Raw genomic sequence first — 17,630 nt, forward strand, 5'->3', positions numbered from 1 at the left:
GGGAGCCGATCGCATCGGCGAATCAATCTCGCAACATCGCCTCGTACATGTAGTAATGGCACCGCTCCATCCCGAGGCCGCGGTATGTCGCCTGCGCCCGCTCGTTCTCCGTCTCCACGTAAAGCCGCACACCCACGGCACCCGCCGCCTCGGCCTTCGACCGCACGCTCTCGTAGAGGGAACGAAACACCCCGCCCCGGCGCGCCTCCGGCGCCACGTAGACGCTCTGGATCCACCAGAAATCCCCGCAGCGCCAGTCGCTCCATTCGTAGGTGACGAGCAGGCAGCCCACCGCGGCGCCGTCACGCTCGGCCACGAGGTAGAACCCCCTGCGCGGCTCGGCGAACACGGCGCGCACGCCGCGTCCGATGGTGTCCGGGTCGAGCGTCTTGCGCTCGGTTTCCCAGGCCATGGCGATGTTCCAGCGGGCGATGTCGTCGGCGTCGTCGACGGCCGCGGCGCGAATGGTAAGGGTCATGCGGTTATCCGTTGGGCGGGCGGCGCGTGCGCGACGCGCCGAGTCTGCGGGTGAGGGTGTTGCGGCCGACGCCGAGCGCCGCGGCGGCATGCTGGCGATGGCCGTCGTTGGCGATCAGCGCCACTTCGAGCAAGGTCTTGTCCAGGGCGTCGCGGGCGCGGGCATGGATATCGGCCTCGTTCTGCGCCAGGGCATCCTGCACCCAAATACGCAGGGCATCGGTCCATTCGCCACTTCGCGTTTCGCGGCCCGGCAGCGCGCCTAGATCCGAAGCGAGGATCTCGCTGCCCGGCGCGATCACCGCCAGGCGACGGCACAGGTTCTCCAGCTCGCGCACGTTACCGGGATAGTCGCGTTGCTCGACCAGTTTCATCGCACTTCGGGAAAAGCGTTTCGGCGACAGGTTGAGTTCGGCGGCGGCCTTGGCGAGGAAGTGGCGCGCCAACATCGGCACGTCGCCACGACGCTCCCGCAACGAAGGCAAGGCGATGCGCACGACGTCGAGGCGATGCTTCAGGTCGGCGCGGAACTGGCCGGACGCCACGCGAGCGTCGAGATCCTGATGCGTGGCGGCGACGATACGCACGTTGCCACGCAGCGGCTCGCGACCACCCACGCGGTAGAACTCGCCGCCGGACAGCACGCGCAGCAACCGGGTCTGCAAGGCCACCGGCATGTCGCCGATCTCGTCGAGAAAGAGGGTGCCGCCTTCCGCCTGTTCGAAGCGGCCGACGTGACGTCGCGAGGCCCCCGTGAAAGCACCGGCCTCGTGGCCGAACAGCTCGCTCTCCAGCAACTCCGAAGGAATCGCCGCCGTGTTCAGCGCCACGTAGGGCTTGCCGCTGCGCGCGCTTTCCTCGTGCAGGGCGCGCGCCACCAGCTCCTTGCCGGTGCCGGTCTCGCCCGTGATCAGCACGTTGAGGTCGCTGGCCGCCACCCGCCCGATGAGACGGAAGACCTCGCGCATCGCCGGGCTCTCGCCGAGCAGCGCGTTGGCGTCGCGCTTCAGTTCCGGCACCACCACTTCTTCGCGCGACGCCTGCAACGCACGCTCCACCGTCGCCACCGCGTGGTCGAGGTCGAACGGCTTGGCAATGTAATCCACCGCGCCGGCGCGATATGCCGCCGCGGTCGTCGCCACGTCGGTGAATGCGCTCATCACGAGGACAGGGCCGATGTTGCGCCGGGTGAGGTCTTCCAGCAGGCGCAAACCGTCTTCGCCGGGCATGCGCACGTCGGTGACGAGCAGGGCCGGACGGCTTTCGTTCAACGCCGCGCGTACCGCGTCGCCCGCGCTGAATTCACGCACCGCGTGACCGGCGTCGCGCAGCGCCTCGGCGAGCACGAAACGGACGCCGCGATCGTCGTCGGCGATCCATATCTCAGTCATGCGCACGCTCCATCGGCAGGTAAAGGGAAAACACCGTTTCGCCCGGGCGGCTCACGTAGCGCAGGTCGCCGCCGTGTTCGAGCGCGATCTCGCGCGACAGCGCCAGCCCGAGCCCGCTACCGTCGGGCCGCCCGGACACCAGCGGCTGGAACAGCGAGTCGCGCACCTCGTCGGCCACCCCGGGGCCGTCGTCGACGACATCGATACGCAAGGCCGCGCGCACCGTGCGCTCGCCGAGGCGCGCGCCGTGCTCCACACGTGTACGCAGCAGCAAGTGGGCCGCGCCCGCTTCGCGGGCATTGCGCGCGAGATTGATCAGTACCTGCAACAGGCGATCGCCGTCGCCGAGCGTATCGGGCAGGCTGGGGTCGTAGTCGTGGCGAAGATGCAACGGATCGGGCTCGGCGAGCACCAGCTGCTCCAATCGCTCGAGCAACTCATGCACGTTCACCGGCACGATCCTCGCCGCGCCGCCATGGCGCAACAAGCCATCGGCCAGCGCCGCGAGGCGGTCCGCCTCGGCGATCACCATCGCGGCCAGCGCACGCAGGTCGTCGTCGCGCACACGCCGCTGCAGCAACTGCGCGGCACCACGCAGTCCGGCCAGCGGATTCTTCACCTCGTGGGCGAAGCCGCGCAGGGTGGCCGACAACGGCGTCGACCCGGAACCCATGTCCGTCGACAGGGGATGGACCTCCACCAACACCTGCCCCTCGTCCAGCGGCTGGAGCAGCAGGTCGGCGAGAAGCTCACGCCCCCGGGCCAGGCCCAGGGTCACGGAGCGCAGATGAAACCCCCGCCCCTCCACCCGCACCCGGTCCAGGTGGCCGGCCAGATTCGGCTCCCGCATCAGCGTCACCAGCTCTTGCCCCACCGCCGACCGGGGTCCGACGTCCAAAGCCTCGCCCAGGGCGGGATTGATCCATAGAACACGCCCGTCCATGCCAGCCAAGGCCAGGCCGGTGCCGAGCAGGGTCAATAGGTTATCGGAGGAGGGTGCATGCATTGCACCAATGTAGGGAGATCCGTGAGCAGTGGCAATCGCCTTAACAGCACCCATGGTGGAAATGCCGGCATAGTAGGTTCTCGATGTACCGACTATGCCGGCTCCGATCGGCACCTACTATGACAACATCCGCGATAGTGCCTGGGCGCACAGGACTGCTCCGGGACGCAAAGGCTAGGGGCGGCGATGGACCTTTCGTAAAACAACACCTTACTGTAGAGAGCCATCTAATTGCGCGGTAACTCCATCATCTCTGATCGGCTTCGCCAAGGCCCGTGATCACGATTTCCATTTGACCTGATCACAAAAACCAAGCTGCGCACCTCATGCCCTTTTTAGGAACGGGTGGCCGATAGAAACAAGGACCACTACAGGTTTCTTAGTGGGACTGGTATCTCACCGAGGGTCCGCGCTCGACTGGAGGCAGCATGGGCTGACACATGGCCAGCCGGAGCGGTGTTTGTTCGATTCGATGGCGCGTCCGCGAGACTGATCCAAGCGATCTGTGCTCGCGAACCGCGACCGGCGGATTGATGCTTTCGACACCTTGTTTCCGTAACGCGGCGAGTTTGACTAACGTTCAAGGCACTCGATATCGATGAAAACCGCGATCGGCTCTCCTGGTCTTAAGCCATCCATTGACCTCATCGTATCTGTGAAATGTTCGCTTCGGATCGAAAGCGGACAGCCCACAAAGTCAAGGGAGAAACTTAACGCAATCGCCGCCATGATTCACGCTGCGGTTTCAAGAAACCTACCTGAGTTCCTCACGTTATATGTTAGATCTGTCATCATCCACTATTGCGTGCAGCGAAATTCAATAGTTACTGTGTCAGCGTTCCTTTGCGCACAACACCACTGGATCATGTTGTTGAGCAGAGACCGGCAAGGTTCTATATGCCTCAGTACGCACGTATCAGAACGCAAAGGTATCGGGCTCCCATGTACTTTCGGTACAAAGAACACCAGATCCATTTCACCGACGATGGACAGGGCGATGCACTCGTCTTCCTGCATGGACTGGGTGGCAATGCACGCAACTGGACCTACCAGCGGCAGTACTTCGTCTCCCACCGGCGGGTGGTTTGCCTTGACTTGCCAGGCCATGGCAAGTCGGAGAGCAAGAACATCGAGTTCTCAGCGTTCGTGGACGTAGTCATCGCCCTGATTGATCACCTGGGCATCGACAAGGTGGCGATCTGCGGCCTGTCCAAAGGCGCCCGTATCGGGCTAGGGGTGGCGGCACGCGCCAGGGATCGGGTCAGCGCACTGATCGTGGTCAATACCTGCCTGTGCCTGAGCCCATCGGATCAGGCTGCCCGAACGATGTTGTACGACGAGCTCCTGCTAGGACGGGTTGGCATGCAGTCATGGGCAAGGCAGTTACTCGCCCAGATGGCTATCGACCAAGGCACGACCATCCACAAGGGCTTCCTGCGTTCGCTCGATAGCTTGGACGGCCCCTACATCCGGGCGTTGTTTCAGCAGATCCAGGACTACGACCAACGCTCAGAGGTCGCCACGATCACGAGCCCCACCTTGCTCATCCATGGCGAGAATGATCAGATCGTGCCTTCCTATTGCCATGGCGAGCTGCAGCAATTGATTCCGTACGCTGTGCACCAGGTCTTTAAGCAGTGCGGTCATCTGCCATACCTGGAGGCTCCGGAGCGCTTCAATGAAGCCGTCCAGTCATTCCTTAGCGACGAGACATCGTAGGTAGCCTCCACTGTTTCAGACCTGCAAGGTCAAGGTTCCCGAGGAAGAGGCCCATGAGACGCAGGGGCAGAACGAATGCGCCCTTTGTTCTTCCGTCAGGCAACTGTCGCGATGGATGGGCGTTCCGCCGGTGTACGTGGTGATGCAAGCCCCACACTCCCCGCGCCTGCAGTCCGAAGCGATCCAGGCGCCGGCCGCTTCCATCGCATCGAGCAATGTGGTTCCCACCGGCACATCCACCTCAATGTTGGATTCGGACAGGGCCAGCTTTACCGGACCATCGATCATCGACCACGCCGGCCCGAAGCTCTCAAAGTGCACCCGCTTTGCCTGTACGCCATGCGCGCCGGCCGCCAGGCGAACACGGTGAATCAGCGAGGAAGGACCACACACGTAGAAGTGCGTGTCAGCTTCGTGCGCGTGGGTTTTCAGCAACTGGTTGATGTCGATCCGCCTGAAAGTGTCGCTCTCTGTGAAGTACAACGTCACGCGATCGCAGTCCTCGCTGAGCAACACTTCCTGAAAGACCATCTCAGCGCGTGACTTTGAGGAGTAGTGCAACTCAAAGGATGTGCCGGTCTGGCGCAGCCGCGCGATGATGCTAAGCATGGGCGTGATACCGATGCCGCCTGCTATCAGGACGTAGTGCTGACCATCCGGCGCGATGCTGAACTCGCTGATGGGCCTCGATGCTTCCAACAGCGTGCCCACTGCAAGTCGCTCGTGCAGGAACTTGGAACCGCCACGGCCGTAGGGATTCTTCTTGACTGCGATCTCGTAGTACGAGCCGCCCTGCGGGTCAGAGACTAGCGAGTACTTCCGCTGCGCGGGCTCGTTCTCGAGATCAAAACCCAAGGCCAGGTGGGAGCCCGGCTCGAAAGCGGGCAGTAATTGACCGTCCGTCGACTCCAGACGTATCAAGCGAACGCTGGGTGTCAGGGCAGTGACTTGACTCACACGCAACTGCATTTTTCAAATACCTTGTGGCAAAAAGGGAGACGCGTCGACGAACGCTGTACTGAGCTGCTCAGGCAGCTGCGTTTCGATCCAGGCGCTGGTCTGGAACTGCCAGAAGCGCCCGGTGCCGCCGGTCACGCCCTTCGGGTCCGGCTGATCCCAGAGCATCTCGGCGCGTCCGGTGAGCTGGAGCATCCTGCGTTGGACGTAGTCGGGGAACACCAGCCCGGCACGTGGATCAATAAGTACGTTGCCGGCGCTGTTGAACATCCCGTTGCCGTTGTAGTCGGGAATCCTGAGCTTGCCGTCGGCGAGTACTTCCACGAAACCTGACGGACCGCCCCGATGGGTAATGTCGGCACCGTGTGTCTTGTGGGCGGTGGCCAGAAAGAACGTATCGGTGCTTTGGAGGAGGTTGAGATGTCCTGGCTCGAGCGTCAGCCCATGCTTGATGCTGGTGGGCATCAGCTTGTCAGAGGTGGATGGCAGTTCGATGGTCCTGCGTTGGATGTAGCGTGGGCAAATCGGAACCGACTCGGTCACTTCAACAACGAGGCGATCACTCTCCAGATGGGCCTGCCCGTTGATTTTTAGCCGCTTCCGGGTCTGCAGCTCCAACAGCAGTAGACCGATGCGGCCATCTTGCTCGATGTTGCTCCAGAGCGGGTCGTGAGCTTGCCTGATTACATTGTCCAGATGGATTGTCAGTGTGCTCGCGTCGTCAGAGGGCTCCAGGAAGCCGCGCTCACCTATCAGGACCGATGCCCACACACGACCCACCGCATCTACGCTAGCCGCGTACACCATTCTCTGCTGGCGAACAAACGGTAATGCGGGGCGAATGATGTGATCGGCCACGTTAGAAGCGTTTCGGGCAGCAATGTCCGATTCATGGGCCATGGCCTGGGCCTGGAGCTCGCCCTCATGGAAGTTGGGTTTGTTGTACATAGCGGGTGCCAGTTGCCGCAGATGCGGCGAGCTGCACATGCTCGGCAAATAGCGAAGAACCAGAAACGGTCTGCTACGCAATTGACTATTTCCATACCGGCAATACCGCGGCAGCAGGTTTTGCTAGGCTAAACCGACCAGAAAGGGTGCAGCTAATGGATCATGTCCGCCTGATGCAGGTCTTTGTCGCCGTGGTCGAAGCTCAGGGCTTCGCACCGGCAGCTAGAAAGCTCGATCTCTCCCCGGCCAGCGTCACGCGTGCGGTGGTCAGCCTGGAGCAAGCACTAGGGGTGACGTTGCTGGTACGCACGACCCGCAGCATGCGACTGACCAACGCCGGCAGCCGCTACTTCGAGGAGTCGCGCTCGATCCTGCAGCAGATCGAGGATCTCAATGCCGCCCTCGCCGATGCCAATGCCACGCCCAAAGGGTCCATTACCGTTACGGCCCCCTTGCTGTTCGGCAGGATCGCCGTCATGCCCAGCATCGTGTCCTTTCTGAAGATGCATGCCGAGGTTCAGGTCACAGCCCACTTCTCTGACCGCAACCTTAATTTGATCGATGAGAACATCGACGTTGCCGTACGCATAGGCCAGCTTCCCGACTCGGGCATGCGGTCCATGCAGGTGGGCCACGTGCGTCATGTCCTGTGCGCCTCGCCTGAGTATCTCGCTACGCGGGGAACGCCCACCCACCCCGCCGAACTGACGATGCATGACGTGGTGGTTGCGGCGGCCATGTCCCCCCGCCTGGACTGGCGATTCGGGCCCTCGCAGCAGCCTGTCCAGGTCAAGGTGCGACCGCGCATTATAGTCACCAGCAACGACGCCGCGATCGCCGCGATCTCCTCCGGGTTTGGTATGGCGCGCCTGCTGTCCTATCAGATCGCCGAGGAGGTATCCGCAGGGCGTCTGAGGATCATCCTTGAGGATTTCGAGGAGCCGCCCCTTCCGGTCCACATCCTGCACCGGGAGTCCATCAACGGCTCAGTCCGCGTGCGGGCTTTCATCGACCACCTAGCTGCGACATTGCGCCGCCTGCCGCTGATCCTGGACTGATTGCACAAGACAGACGCAAGACTCAATTGCGGCCGGGCCGATTTCTGACACCACGCCCGACCTCTATCGTTGGCCTCGTCGCCGCTAGTTCGGCAGACGCCCCCATTCAACGTTAAGGATGCCCAATGAAAGTTGCAATTGTTGTCCTGTCTGATCCCAATGCCGGCGAAGAGGCCCTGGGCCGCGTGTTCAATGCGCTTGCCGCCGCCTACGACTTCAAGGCTAAGGGCAATGAGGTCCGTATCTACTTCCACGGTACCGGCACGCGCTGGCCGGAAGTGCTCTCCAGCGTCAATCACCCCATCAATGTCCTGTTCGAGGCAGTCAAGGCCAGCATCGTGGGCGTGTCCTCCGGCTGCGCCGATGTCTTTGGTGCCAAGGACGGCGCGGAGAAGTCGGGCTTCAAGTTGGTCCAGGAGAACATGGTTCCCGGCACCTCGGGGCTGCCCAGCGTGGCGGACATCGCCGCTGATGGCTTCACGGTGCTGACGTTCTAAGGCCAGCCCAGGATGGCGATGCGCTCGCGTATCGCCATGACCGCTAGGCGCTGGTCGATGTGTCTTGCCAGCGCTTGCTTTCAGCAATGACCCCGGGGCTTGCCTGCCAGGTGCCTGGGCATGTGAGTGCCATGCGTGAATTCGACTATGACCTGTTTGTGATTGGTGGCGGTTCTGGTGGTGTCAGGGCTGCGCGCCTGGCCGCCTCCCTGGGCAAGCGCGTGGCCATTGCCGAGGAGTATCGGTTCGGTGGCACGTGCGTCATTCGGGGTTGTGTTCCCAAGAAGTTGCTCGTCTATGCCTCCCAGTACCGGGAGCATTTTGAAGACGCGGCCGGGTTCGGCTGGAACGTAGGACCGGCGACGATGGACTGGCCCCGACTGGTCGCGGCCAAGAATGTCGAGATCGCGCGACTTGAGCGTCTCTACCGTGGCGGATTGGAGAGCGACGGTGCCGAGCTGATGCAGACGCGGGCCGAGTTGGTAGATGCGCACACGATTCGACTGGTGGGCAACGGCAAGACTGTCACCACCGAACGACTTCTGATTGCCACCGGCGCTGCTCCTAATGCCCACGCAGCACTACCAGGCCATGAGCTGTGCATCACGTCCGATGAAGTCTTCGACCTGCCGGCACTGCCAAGATCGATCCTGATTCTGGGCGGCGGCTACATCGCCCTGGAGTTTGCCAACATCTTCCACGGACTGGGCGTGGAGGTCACCGTGGTCTATCGCGGCAAGGAGATCCTGTCGCGCTTCGATCACGATCTTCGTGCGGGTCTGCATCAGGCGATGACCGACAAGGGCATCAAGATCCAGCTAACCGACGTCGTGGAGCAGGTATCGAGAACCGACGATAACGAGCTCATTGCCCGGACCATGGCCGGCCAGGCGCTGAGCGCCGAGGTGATCTTGTTGGCGCTGGGCCGCGAGCCGAACACGAAGGGACTGGGTCTGGATGCCGCCGGCGTCCAGACCGACGAGCGCGGCGCGATCATGGTCGATGCCTACTCGCAAACCAACATCCCCAACATCTATGCACTGGGCGATGTCACCGACCGGGTGCAGCTGACGCCGGTGGCCATTCATGAGGCCATGTGCTTCATCGAAACCGTCTACAAGGACAACCCCACCTCACCCGATCACGAACTGATCCCCACCGCCATCTTCTCTCAACCCGAGATCGGCACCGTGGGCCTGTCCGAAGAGGCCGCTACCGAACGGCACGAAGAGATCGAGGTCTACCGCGCCCAGTTCCGGCCCATGAAGGCCACTCTCTCAGGGCGCTCGGAGAAAACGATCATGAAGCTGGTGGTCGATGCTGCGACCCGCAAAGTCGTGGGCGCCCACATCCTGGGGCATGCCGCTGGCGAGATGGCCCAGTTGCTGGGCATCCCGTTGAAGGCCGGAGCAACCAAGGAAGACTTCGATCGTACGATGGCCGTGCATCCCACTGCGGCCGAAGAGCTGGTCACTATGTACAAGCCCACCTACCGCGTCAGGAACGGCGAGCGAGTCGTCCAAGCCACGAGTGTCTACAGCGCCTCCATCGAGAAGCCCCAATGAACAAGCTGCAAGCCATGGAAGTCTTTGTTCAGGTCGTGACCGCCGGTGGCTTCACCCGCGCCGCTGAGAACATGAAGCTTCCCAAGGCCACGGTCTCGACCTTAATTCAATCATTGGAGACCACGCTTTCGGTCAAGCTGCTCAACCGCACCACTCGCCGGATGAGTGTTACCGCCGATGGGGCGGCCTACTACGAACGATGCCTGCAGATCCTCTCGGACGTGCGAGATGCGGAAGACTCCGTGCTGCGCATCCGCCAAAGTCCCTCGGGCAGGCTGCGCGTAGATGCGCCCACGGGGTTGGCTAGCGAGGTCGTCATCCCGGCACTGCCGGAGTTCTTCAAGCTCTACCCGGACATTCGCCTGGAATTGGGCTGCAGTGACCGCCCGGTAGATCTTGTCGAAGAGGGCGTGGACTGCGCGATCCGCGGGGGGCGTCGCCTGACCGACTCCAGGCTCGTCGCCAAGCATGTGGGCACGATGCATTACATGACTTGCGCCTCGCCGGCCTATCTGGAGCACCGTGGCTCACCTCAGCATCCAGATGACCTAGTGAAGCACCATTGCGTCAACTACTTCTCTGCACGAACCGGTCGCATGTTCGACTGGTACTTCGAGCGCGACGGTCAACGGGTTCAGGTTGCCCTGTCGAGTCACATTGCCGTGAGCGATAGCTATGCCTACACGGCGGCAGGCTTGGCTGGACTGGGCGTGGTCCAGATGGCCGACTTCCTGATGGCGCCCATGATCGCGGATGGACGCTTTACCCGTATCCTGGAGGGCTGGATCAACGAGCCGTTGCCCATCCATGTCGTCTACCCGGAGAACCGGCATCTGTCGGCCAAAGTCCGAGTGTTCGTGGACTGGGTCACCGATCTGTTCGCCCACCATCCCACCATGCACTAACCTCCATTATGCACGGAGATGCAGCCATCGAAGCGCGTGGTCACGCCCACGGCAAGAGCGATCAGCTCGTGTACCTTGGCATCCAGGTGGCCGGCCTTGTTCGACGCGTTGTCCATCAGTGCCATGCCGCGCATCGTGTCCGGGCTCAGCTTGGCGTAATCGCCCATGCGCTCAATCAAGGCAGTGCGGTAGGCATTCCCGTCTTGCATCATGATCGGCAATCCTTCTGGTTCTTCGAAGCGTTGCCGGGGCGTGTGTCCCGGCGATAAGGTTCAGGAGTCAGGTCTCAGCCGGCGGCCAAGCCTTCGGCTTCCAGTGAGGCGCGAACGCTGGGACGGGTCTCCATGCGCACCATGAACTTCTGGATGTACTCATAGCCAGAGATATCCAGATTCACGCGCGGCACCCAGGAGAGCACGTTGTAGAGGTAGGCATCAGCGATGGAGAACCGGTCGCCCAGGACGTAGTCCTTACCCGTCAACTTCTCATCGATGTACTCGAATTTGTTGATCAGGTTGACTTGGGCAAACTTCAGCTTTGTCGTGCCGTCCACGACGGAAGAGAACATTACCGCCATGTTCTTGTGAAGGTCGCTGGCCACGAAGTTCAGCCACTCCAGCGCCGTGTAGCGCTCGCGCGTACCGAATTCTGGCAGAAGGCCGTGACGCGGGTTCTGGTCCGCGATCCACTGCAGGATGACCGCACCTTCGGTCAAGATATCGTCGTCATCGAGCTTGAGCGCAGGCACGAAGCCTTTAGGCGTGACCTTGAAGTAGTCACCTTCGACCGTCTGTTTGGTCTTGAAGTCGACTTTAATCAGCTCAAAGGTCTGGCCAACCTCGCGCAGGGCAATCTGGGAGGCCAGTCCACAGGAGCCGGGGGAGTAATACAGTTTCATGATTACCTCGGTGGTGAGTGAAGAGTCAGCCAGATTCTCGTCGGAGCATCTTCTTCGGCACGAATAGCTCCGTTACCAGAACCGAAGGCCCGGCATTGGCATACGAAAAGGACGTGGACCGTTACTTGGCCAGGATGTCGAAGTCTTTGGCGTCATGCCGTTCGAGCAGGAATTCACCAGGCGCGCCGTTGGTACGGTTGACGCGCCTGCCACGCTCCACGGCGGGGCGTGCGCCGACGGCCTTGTACCAACGCATGAGGTTTGTGTACTCCTGCACGGCGAGGAACTCGTGGGTGCCATACACCCCGAACAGGCTGCCCGGCTGCCAAGGCCAGATGGCCATGTCCGCAATGGTGTACTCATCACCAGCGAGGAACTCGTTGGTAGCCAAGTGCGTGTCCAGCACATGAAGCTGGCGCTTGACCTCCATGGCGTATCGGTCGATCGCGTATTCGATCTTCAGCGGTGCATAGGCGAAGAAATGACCCAGTCCGCCGCCCACGAAGGGCGCGGTTCCCATCTGCCACATCAGCCAGTTCAAGGTCTTGGTTCTTGCGCGGCGCTCGGTCGGCAGGAACGTGCCGAAGCGCTCGGCCAGGTAGATCAGGATCGATCCGCTCTCGAACACGCTGATGGCCGGGTCGACGGATCGATCCACCAGCGCCGGAATCTTGGAGTTGGGGTTGATCTCCACGAAACCACTGCCGAACTGATCGCCTTTGAAGATATCCACCAACCAGGCGTCGTACTCGGCATCGCCATGACCGGCCGCCAACAGCTCCTCGAGCAGGATGGTGATCTTCTGCCCGTTCGGCGTGCCCTGCGAATACAGCTGCAGCGGGTGCTCGCCGACGGGGAGTTCACGCTCGAATCGCGCACCGGAGGTGGGGCTGTTGATGCTTGCAAACTGACCGCCATAGCTTGTCTTCGGGCCCCAGACTTTCGGCGGTACATAGCCTGGCGGCTGATTCTCAAGAGCGTCGTCTGTCATGGGCATCTCCATCTGGCCGGGGAAACCGGCATTCGGGGAAGAGGAGGCGGTAGCGACAAGGAGCGTGAGCTACCAACGGGTCGGAACAACTGAACTTTCTACGCATGCCCTACGCCGATGTGGCTGGGATGGCGCATCTACGTCAGCACTTGGCTTTAATCGAGTCTATTCAGCGCTTTGTTTGGCATATACAAGAGCCGAACGAATTTACTGTTCAAGCATCTGAACAATCGATTCGTGGATTAGGAAACCGAGCTTTACTGCCGTGTGGATGACGAAGCTGGGCCAGCCATGCATGTGAGTGATGAATCGCTCGCTCAGACCGCCAGATCACAGGTGCCGCGTCGGAACCGGCGTCGGGACACTGTTGTAGAAAGGATGGCTTTGACCTGCAGTGGGAAGTCACGCTAAAGGATCCCCACGCAGGTGATCAGGATGAAATCGCACCCTTGATTCTGAGGTTATGCACAGCGCCGCGCGCCCATCATCTTGCCCGCCACGCGCGCTCCTCTGCGCGGGATCCTCGTAAATACGAGGAACATGGTGTGTCCTCTGAATCCTCCCTCCGTAGAGTTCTATCGATGGACGCCAGCCAACGCGTAATGGCCGCTTTACGCCCACTCAAGTGCCCCATGGCCCTTACCGCCACCATCCACAAGGCCGAACTGTCGATCAGCGACATGGATCGGCACTACTACGCCACCCACGCATTGACCCCCGCCCGGTATCCGTCGGAAGCCGAGGAGCGATTGATGGCGCGCCTGGTCGCGTTCACGCTGTATGCCGACGGCTGAAGTTCGGCAAGGGGCTCAGTGACACCGACGAACCGACCCTGTGGCGCAAGGCCTATACCGACGAGATCGAGCTGTGGATCGACGTCGGCCTGCCTGATGAAACACGCTTGCGCAAAGCCTGCGACCAGTCGCGGCACGTCGTGGTGCTGGCCTATGGCGGCCATGCCATCGGCGTCTGGTGGAGCAAGATCGCCAGCACGCTCACCCGCCACGACAACCTCAGCGTGCTCGCCATTGACCACGCCGACATGCAGCAACTGGCTGCCCTGTGCGAGCGCAGCATGCGCCTGCAATGCCTGCTCCAGGACAGCGAACTGCAGCTCATCGCCTGCGACCTCACGTTGCCGATCCGTCTGGCTATCCGCAAGGGCGAGTACGCTGTCGCTTGAGAAAGTGCCCCTGCCCCGTTTTGAAACATCCGCTGTGGGTCGGAGGCGGACATTGGAGATCTGCACCGTAGGCCTGTTGAATGCGATATGCCCTATAGCTACCAGAGTCTGAGCGCGGGATAGCTTCTACGGCTCGGTCAGTGGTGGCCGGATTACCCGGATGTTCATCGTTGCGGAGATTCTCGCCAAGCTGTTTTGCTGCAATGGTCACTTGGCCACGGGTAGCTCTGCCAGCCCGTTGCTCTCTTTCCTCGCGCACCGGGACATGTTTGACCGGATCGCGGTGCGTGCCGCTAGAGGGCGGCCCGCTCGACACATACTTTGATTGTCAGAGCGCAAATGCCCCCATAATCACGACCGCTTAAGCATTTGTTTCAACTACCATTGCGCACACTTTGCTATTCAATAGTCAGCAAAGTACGTACACAACATGCTTCCATTGCACACACTTTGGTCTCCAAAACTGTACAGACTTTGGTTTCATGCCCAATGGACGAATCCTAGTCGGCCTTGCCCGCACGAGTTGCCTGACCAGCGGCTCGTCGCATGGAACGTCGAAGGGCGCCGGTGCGTGATCCGTGCACCGCTACCTCGCATGCATCCGCCCATCCAGGACCCGCAAGACCTGGCCGGTCATCCCCAGCCTGTGCTTCACAGATCGAACCGACCTTACCGATCGCGTTTCCCGGCTGGATCACGGCACGCCAAGCTGCCCGGCCACGGGCATCGGCTGATGCCCTGGCCGCTTTACCCCGTCTCTGTCCCACTCACCCCACGAACGAGGCCAGCCACCGTGGGGACGGATACACTCGAGCGCCATGAGTCCGCCGCCCCGCCCCTTGCCAGCCAGCCTCCTAGATCGCGGCGCGACGCACGTACCGAGGACCCTGGTCGCGGTGTGGATCGCCTTCTGCCTGCTGATGATCTGCTCGTCGTTGCAGGACGCGCTGCGCAATCCGCGGATCCGCTGGTGGGAGCCCGTGCTGTGGGAGGGTAGCTCGGCACTGGTCGGCACGGTCTGGATGTTCCTCGCCATCCGGGCGAGGTCTCGCTATGCGGTGTACCTCGACAGGCCAGCCGCCTGGTTCGGTCGATACCTTCGCTGGTTGCCGCTGACCGCGGTGACGTTCATCGTGTCGGTGTACGCGATCCGGCATGGCATCTATGCCCTCATGGGCCGCACCTACGCACATCCAGGCTGGCCGTTCCTCTTCGCGTACGAGAGCGTCAGGCTTTCCCTGTTCGTCGGACTGTGGCTCGGCGTGCTGTTCGGCTTCGATTCGTACCGGCAATGGCAGGACCAGCGGCATCGCCTGCTGCAGACGCAGAAGGCGCTGACCGATGCCCGGCTCGCGCAGCTCCAGGGACAGTTGCGGCCGCACTTTCTCTTCAACGCGCTGAATACCATCTCGGCCCTGATGCACACCGACGTGCCGCGTGCCGACCATCTCGTGGCCACGCTGGGCGATCTGTTGCGCGTCAGCCTCCGCACGCTGGGAAACGAGATGACGCCGCTCGCCGAGGAACTGCGCGTGCTCGAGTTGTATGCGGACATCATGCGCGAGCGGTTCCGCCATCGCGTCACGCTCGACTGGGACATCGACCGGACGCTGCTCGATAAGCCGGTGCCTTCGCTACTGCTGCAACCCTTGCTCGAAAATGCCTTCAAGCACGGCCTGGAACGCACGGTCATTCCCGTGCATATCCAGGTGACCCTGAAACGCACCGGTCGCATGCTGGGGCTCGAAGTCAGCAATTCGGGCGGTTTGCCCGAAACGGCGAACCGGGACGGCGTCGGCCTTCGTAACTGCCGGGACCGGCTGGCCATCCTCTACGGTGACGACGCCTCCCTGGCGATCGGACAGGAAGGCGACATCGTGGTCGCGCGGATCGCCATCCCGCTCGTGGAGGCCACGCCGTGATCCGCGTCATGATCGCCGACGACGAGGCTCCGGCGAGGGAGAAGCTCGAACGCTGGCTCGCCGAACAGGCCGACATGCTCTTGGTCGGCACCGCCGACGACGGCATGTCGGCCGCGCACTGCATCGAGACCGACCGGCCGGACGTAGCCTTCCTCGATGTTCAGATGCCTGCCTTGTCGGGACTTCAGGTGGCGGCACAACTGGAAGCGGCGGACGCACCGCTGATCGTGTTCGTGACCGCCTATGACGAACATGCCGTGAACGCCTTCGACCTGAATGCGGTCGACTACCTGCTCAAGCCGTACGACCAGGCACGGCTCCTTCGCACGCTGGAGCGAGTCCGGGAGCGATGGCAGGCCCGCCAACCGGGCACCCAGGCGGTGGCGACAGGGCGATCCGTCGCGCCACCGTGCGAGCGCCTGCTCGTGCCGGACGGCGAACGCCTGCAACTGATCGACGTGGCCGCCATCGACTGGCTGGAGGCCGACGACAATTACGTCCATGTGCATACGGCCACCCGCAGCTACCTGATGCGCAGGACACTCCAGGACCTGCTCGCGCAACTCGGCGAGGAGCGTTTCGCCCGTGTCCACCGTTCGACCGCCGTCAGCCTGGATCGCATCGCTTCGCTCTCGCCGCTCTTCAAGGGCGACTACGACATCCATCTCCGCAACGGCCGCACGCTCCGCTTGAGCCGACGTTACCGTGACGCCCTGTTCGCCCGCATGGGACGCTGACGTCCGGCTCGCCCCGCCCGGCATCCCGCTCGCCCCCTATCGACTGCGGCAACGCCGCCATTCGGCCAGGCTCCCGAAAAAAGGAGCCCGACCCATGTCCGACATCGAAACACCTTCGGAACGCTACGATTTTCTCGACTGGCTACGCGTCATCGCGATCTTCGTGCTGTTCTTCTTCCATACCGGCATGATCTTCGTCGGCTGGGGATGGCACGTCATGAACGAGCAGACCATCCCCGCCCTGGCGTGGCCGATGGACATCGCCCATCGCCTGCGCATGCCGCTTCTGTTCGTGATCGCCGGGGCGGGCATGCGGTTCGCGCTGCGGCGGCGCAGCGTGCGGCACGTCCTGCGGGAACGGACGCTGAAACTGCTCCTGCCGCTCGTGGTCGGCATGTTCCTCATCGTGCCGCCGCAAATCTACGTCGAGCGGCTTCTCGACGGTCAATGGCATGGAGGCTACCTGGGCTTCTACGTGGCGCGGGTGCTCCGCTTCCAGCCCTATCCCGCAGGCGATTTCAGCTGGCACCACCTCTGGTTCATCGCATATCTCTATATCTACGTGTTGTTGCTGCTCCCCCTGCTGCCATGGTTGATGCGCATGGCCTCGCGTATCGCGCCCGGGAGGTGGCTCCTGCTGCTGGGACTACCCCTGGGCATCAACGAAACCCTGCTCAAGTCGCTGTTCCCGGAGTCGCACACCCTCGTCAGCGACTGGTACACGTTCAACCACTACCTGCTCCTGACGGCCTATGGTTATGTCATCGCCTGCCTGCCCGGCGCCTGGGCATGGCTCTCGGAGTTTCGCCGCGGGTCGCTGGCGCTGGGCATGGCATCGATCGTGCTGCTGATCGCCTCGTTCCAGACAGGATGGGTGGCCCATGACTCGGTGCTTGACCACATCGGGGCGAACGTCTTCACGTGGTCCTGCGTCATGGCCTTCCTCGGCTACGGCTATCGCTACCTGTCCTTCTCGAATCCCTTGCTCGCCTGGGCAAGGGAAGCCAGTTACCCGATCTACATCCTGCATCAGACGGTGATCGTGCTCGTCGGGTACGAGGTGATCCACGAGCCGTGGACGCCGTGGACGAAATACGCCGTCATCCTCGTCCTCGCCATGGTGGCCTGCCTGGCGCTCCATGAGGGATGCGTGCGGAGGGTTCCGGCCCTACGTCTCGTTTTCGGGATGAAGCGCATGGCGAGGAGGCGGCCGAGCCGACCCGTCGGGAGTGCCACCGCTTTGGAGGATGTCCACTAACCCGGTGCGGGCTTCGCGGGGACGATTCGCTCGTCCCTGGGAGCCCGCCACTCGTCCCCGAAGCGGCGATTTTCCTCCCTCTGCGAGGGACAGCCGTATGGCGACGACGCAGCATCGA

Annotated in this window: 16 protein-coding genes and 1 pseudogene; 9 read left to right on the top strand and 8 right to left on the bottom strand. The window is 62.2% G+C overall.

Features of this window, described 5'->3' with window-relative positions; genetic code table 11:
- Positions 1–22: 22 nt before the first annotated feature.
- From L2Y94_RS20235 to L2Y94_RS20245, 3 genes are read right to left on the bottom strand one after another with little or no spacing between them, the layout of a single operon-like run.
- A complete protein-coding gene (locus tag L2Y94_RS20235) occupies positions 23–478 on the bottom strand; it encodes a GNAT family N-acetyltransferase (protein ID WP_247371600.1) in 456 nt (151 codons plus the stop codon).
- A 4-nt stretch (positions 479–482) separates the two neighbouring features.
- A complete protein-coding gene (gene ntrC, locus L2Y94_RS20240) occupies positions 483–1,868 on the bottom strand; it encodes a nitrogen regulation protein NR(I) (protein ID WP_247371603.1) in 1,386 nt (461 codons plus the stop codon).
- A complete protein-coding gene (locus L2Y94_RS20245; RefSeq protein WP_425602418.1) occupies positions 1,861–2,874 on the bottom strand; it encodes a two-component system sensor histidine kinase NtrB in 1,014 nt (337 codons plus the stop codon). The genes ntrC and L2Y94_RS20245 overlap by 8 nt, the downstream gene beginning before the upstream one ends.
- A 942-nt stretch (positions 2,875–3,816) precedes the next feature.
- On the opposite strand from L2Y94_RS20245, the gene L2Y94_RS20250 reads away from it, so the two are divergent.
- Positions 3,817–4,593 carry an alpha/beta fold hydrolase gene (locus tag L2Y94_RS20250; RefSeq protein ID WP_247371606.1) on the top strand — a complete coding sequence of 259 codons (777 nt, stop codon included), beginning with the start codon at positions 3,817–3,819 and terminating at the stop codon, positions 4,591–4,593.
- A 15-nt stretch (positions 4,594–4,608) separates the two neighbouring features.
- On the opposite strand, the gene L2Y94_RS20255 is transcribed toward L2Y94_RS20250, so the two are convergent.
- Positions 4,609–5,562 carry a PDR/VanB family oxidoreductase gene (locus L2Y94_RS20255; RefSeq protein ID WP_247371609.1) on the bottom strand — a complete coding sequence of 318 codons (954 nt, stop codon included), beginning with the start codon at positions 5,560–5,562 and terminating at the stop codon, positions 4,609–4,611.
- 3 nt (positions 5,563–5,565) lie between these two features.
- Positions 5,566–6,498, bottom strand: a complete 933-nt coding sequence (locus L2Y94_RS20260) for a pyridoxamine 5'-phosphate oxidase family protein (RefSeq protein WP_247371611.1) — start codon at positions 6,496–6,498, stop codon at positions 5,566–5,568.
- A gap of 155 nt (positions 6,499–6,653) precedes the next feature.
- On the opposite strand from L2Y94_RS20260, the gene L2Y94_RS20265 reads away from it, so the two are divergent.
- The 4 genes from L2Y94_RS20265 to L2Y94_RS20280 all read left to right on the top strand — a co-directional run bounded on the left by L2Y94_RS20265 (position 6,654) and on the right by L2Y94_RS20280 (position 10,523).
- Positions 6,654–7,556 carry a LysR family transcriptional regulator gene (locus tag L2Y94_RS20265; RefSeq protein ID WP_247371613.1) on the top strand — a complete coding sequence of 301 codons (903 nt, stop codon included), beginning with the start codon at positions 6,654–6,656 and terminating at the stop codon, positions 7,554–7,556.
- Positions 7,557–7,681: 125 nt separating this feature from the next.
- Positions 7,682–8,053: a DsrE family protein gene (locus L2Y94_RS20270; RefSeq protein ID WP_247371616.1), complete on the top strand. Its 372-nt coding sequence runs from the start codon at positions 7,682–7,684 to the stop codon at positions 8,051–8,053.
- 131 nt (positions 8,054–8,184) lie between these two features.
- The gene (gene gor / locus L2Y94_RS20275; protein ID WP_247371618.1) at positions 8,185–9,618 is read left to right on the top strand and encodes a glutathione-disulfide reductase; all 1,434 of its coding nucleotides are present in this window, start codon (positions 8,185–8,187) and stop codon (positions 9,616–9,618) included.
- Positions 9,615–10,523, top strand: a complete 909-nt coding sequence (locus L2Y94_RS20280) for a LysR family transcriptional regulator (RefSeq protein WP_247371620.1) — start codon at positions 9,615–9,617, stop codon at positions 10,521–10,523. The genes gor and L2Y94_RS20280 overlap by 4 nt, the downstream gene beginning before the upstream one ends.
- On the opposite strand, the gene L2Y94_RS20285 is transcribed toward L2Y94_RS20280, so the two are convergent.
- The 3 genes from L2Y94_RS20285 to yghU form a co-directional block, all read right to left on the bottom strand.
- A complete protein-coding gene (locus L2Y94_RS20285; protein ID WP_247371622.1) occupies positions 10,520–10,735 on the bottom strand; it encodes a carboxymuconolactone decarboxylase family protein in 216 nt (71 codons plus the stop codon). The genes L2Y94_RS20280 and L2Y94_RS20285 overlap by 4 nt on opposite strands.
- Positions 10,736–10,809: 74 nt before the next feature.
- The gene (gene gstA / locus L2Y94_RS20290) at positions 10,810–11,421 is read right to left on the bottom strand and encodes a glutathione transferase GstA (protein WP_247371624.1); all 612 of its coding nucleotides are present in this window, start codon (positions 11,419–11,421) and stop codon (positions 10,810–10,812) included.
- Between the two features lie 121 nt (positions 11,422–11,542).
- Entirely contained in the window at positions 11,543–12,412 is an 870-nt protein-coding gene (gene yghU / locus L2Y94_RS20295; RefSeq protein WP_247371626.1) for a glutathione-dependent disulfide-bond oxidoreductase, read from the bottom strand.
- A gap of 632 nt (positions 12,413–13,044) precedes the next feature.
- Here yghU and L2Y94_RS20300 point away from each other — a divergent pair.
- From L2Y94_RS20300 to L2Y94_RS20315, 4 genes and pseudogenes are all read left to right on the top strand, one after another.
- Positions 13,045–13,595 (top strand): annotated as a pseudogene (locus tag L2Y94_RS20300) (YaeQ family protein).
- Between the two features lie 818 nt (positions 13,596–14,413).
- Positions 14,414–15,517, top strand: coding sequence for a sensor histidine kinase (locus L2Y94_RS20305; protein WP_247371628.1), 1,104 nt, complete (start codon positions 14,414–14,416; stop codon positions 15,515–15,517).
- Positions 15,514–16,254 carry a LytR/AlgR family response regulator transcription factor gene (locus L2Y94_RS20310; protein WP_247371629.1) on the top strand — a complete coding sequence of 247 codons (741 nt, stop codon included), beginning with the start codon at positions 15,514–15,516 and terminating at the stop codon, positions 16,252–16,254. Before L2Y94_RS20305 ends, L2Y94_RS20310 begins: the two co-directional genes overlap by 4 nt.
- A gap of 94 nt (positions 16,255–16,348) precedes the next feature.
- Positions 16,349–17,512, top strand: a complete 1,164-nt coding sequence (locus tag L2Y94_RS20315; protein WP_247371631.1) for an acyltransferase family protein — start codon at positions 16,349–16,351, stop codon at positions 17,510–17,512.
- Positions 17,513–17,630 lie beyond the last annotated feature (118 nt).

The organism is Luteibacter aegosomatis (assembly GCF_023078455.1).
Taxonomy (GTDB): domain Bacteria; phylum Pseudomonadota; class Gammaproteobacteria; order Xanthomonadales; family Rhodanobacteraceae; genus Luteibacter; species Luteibacter aegosomatis.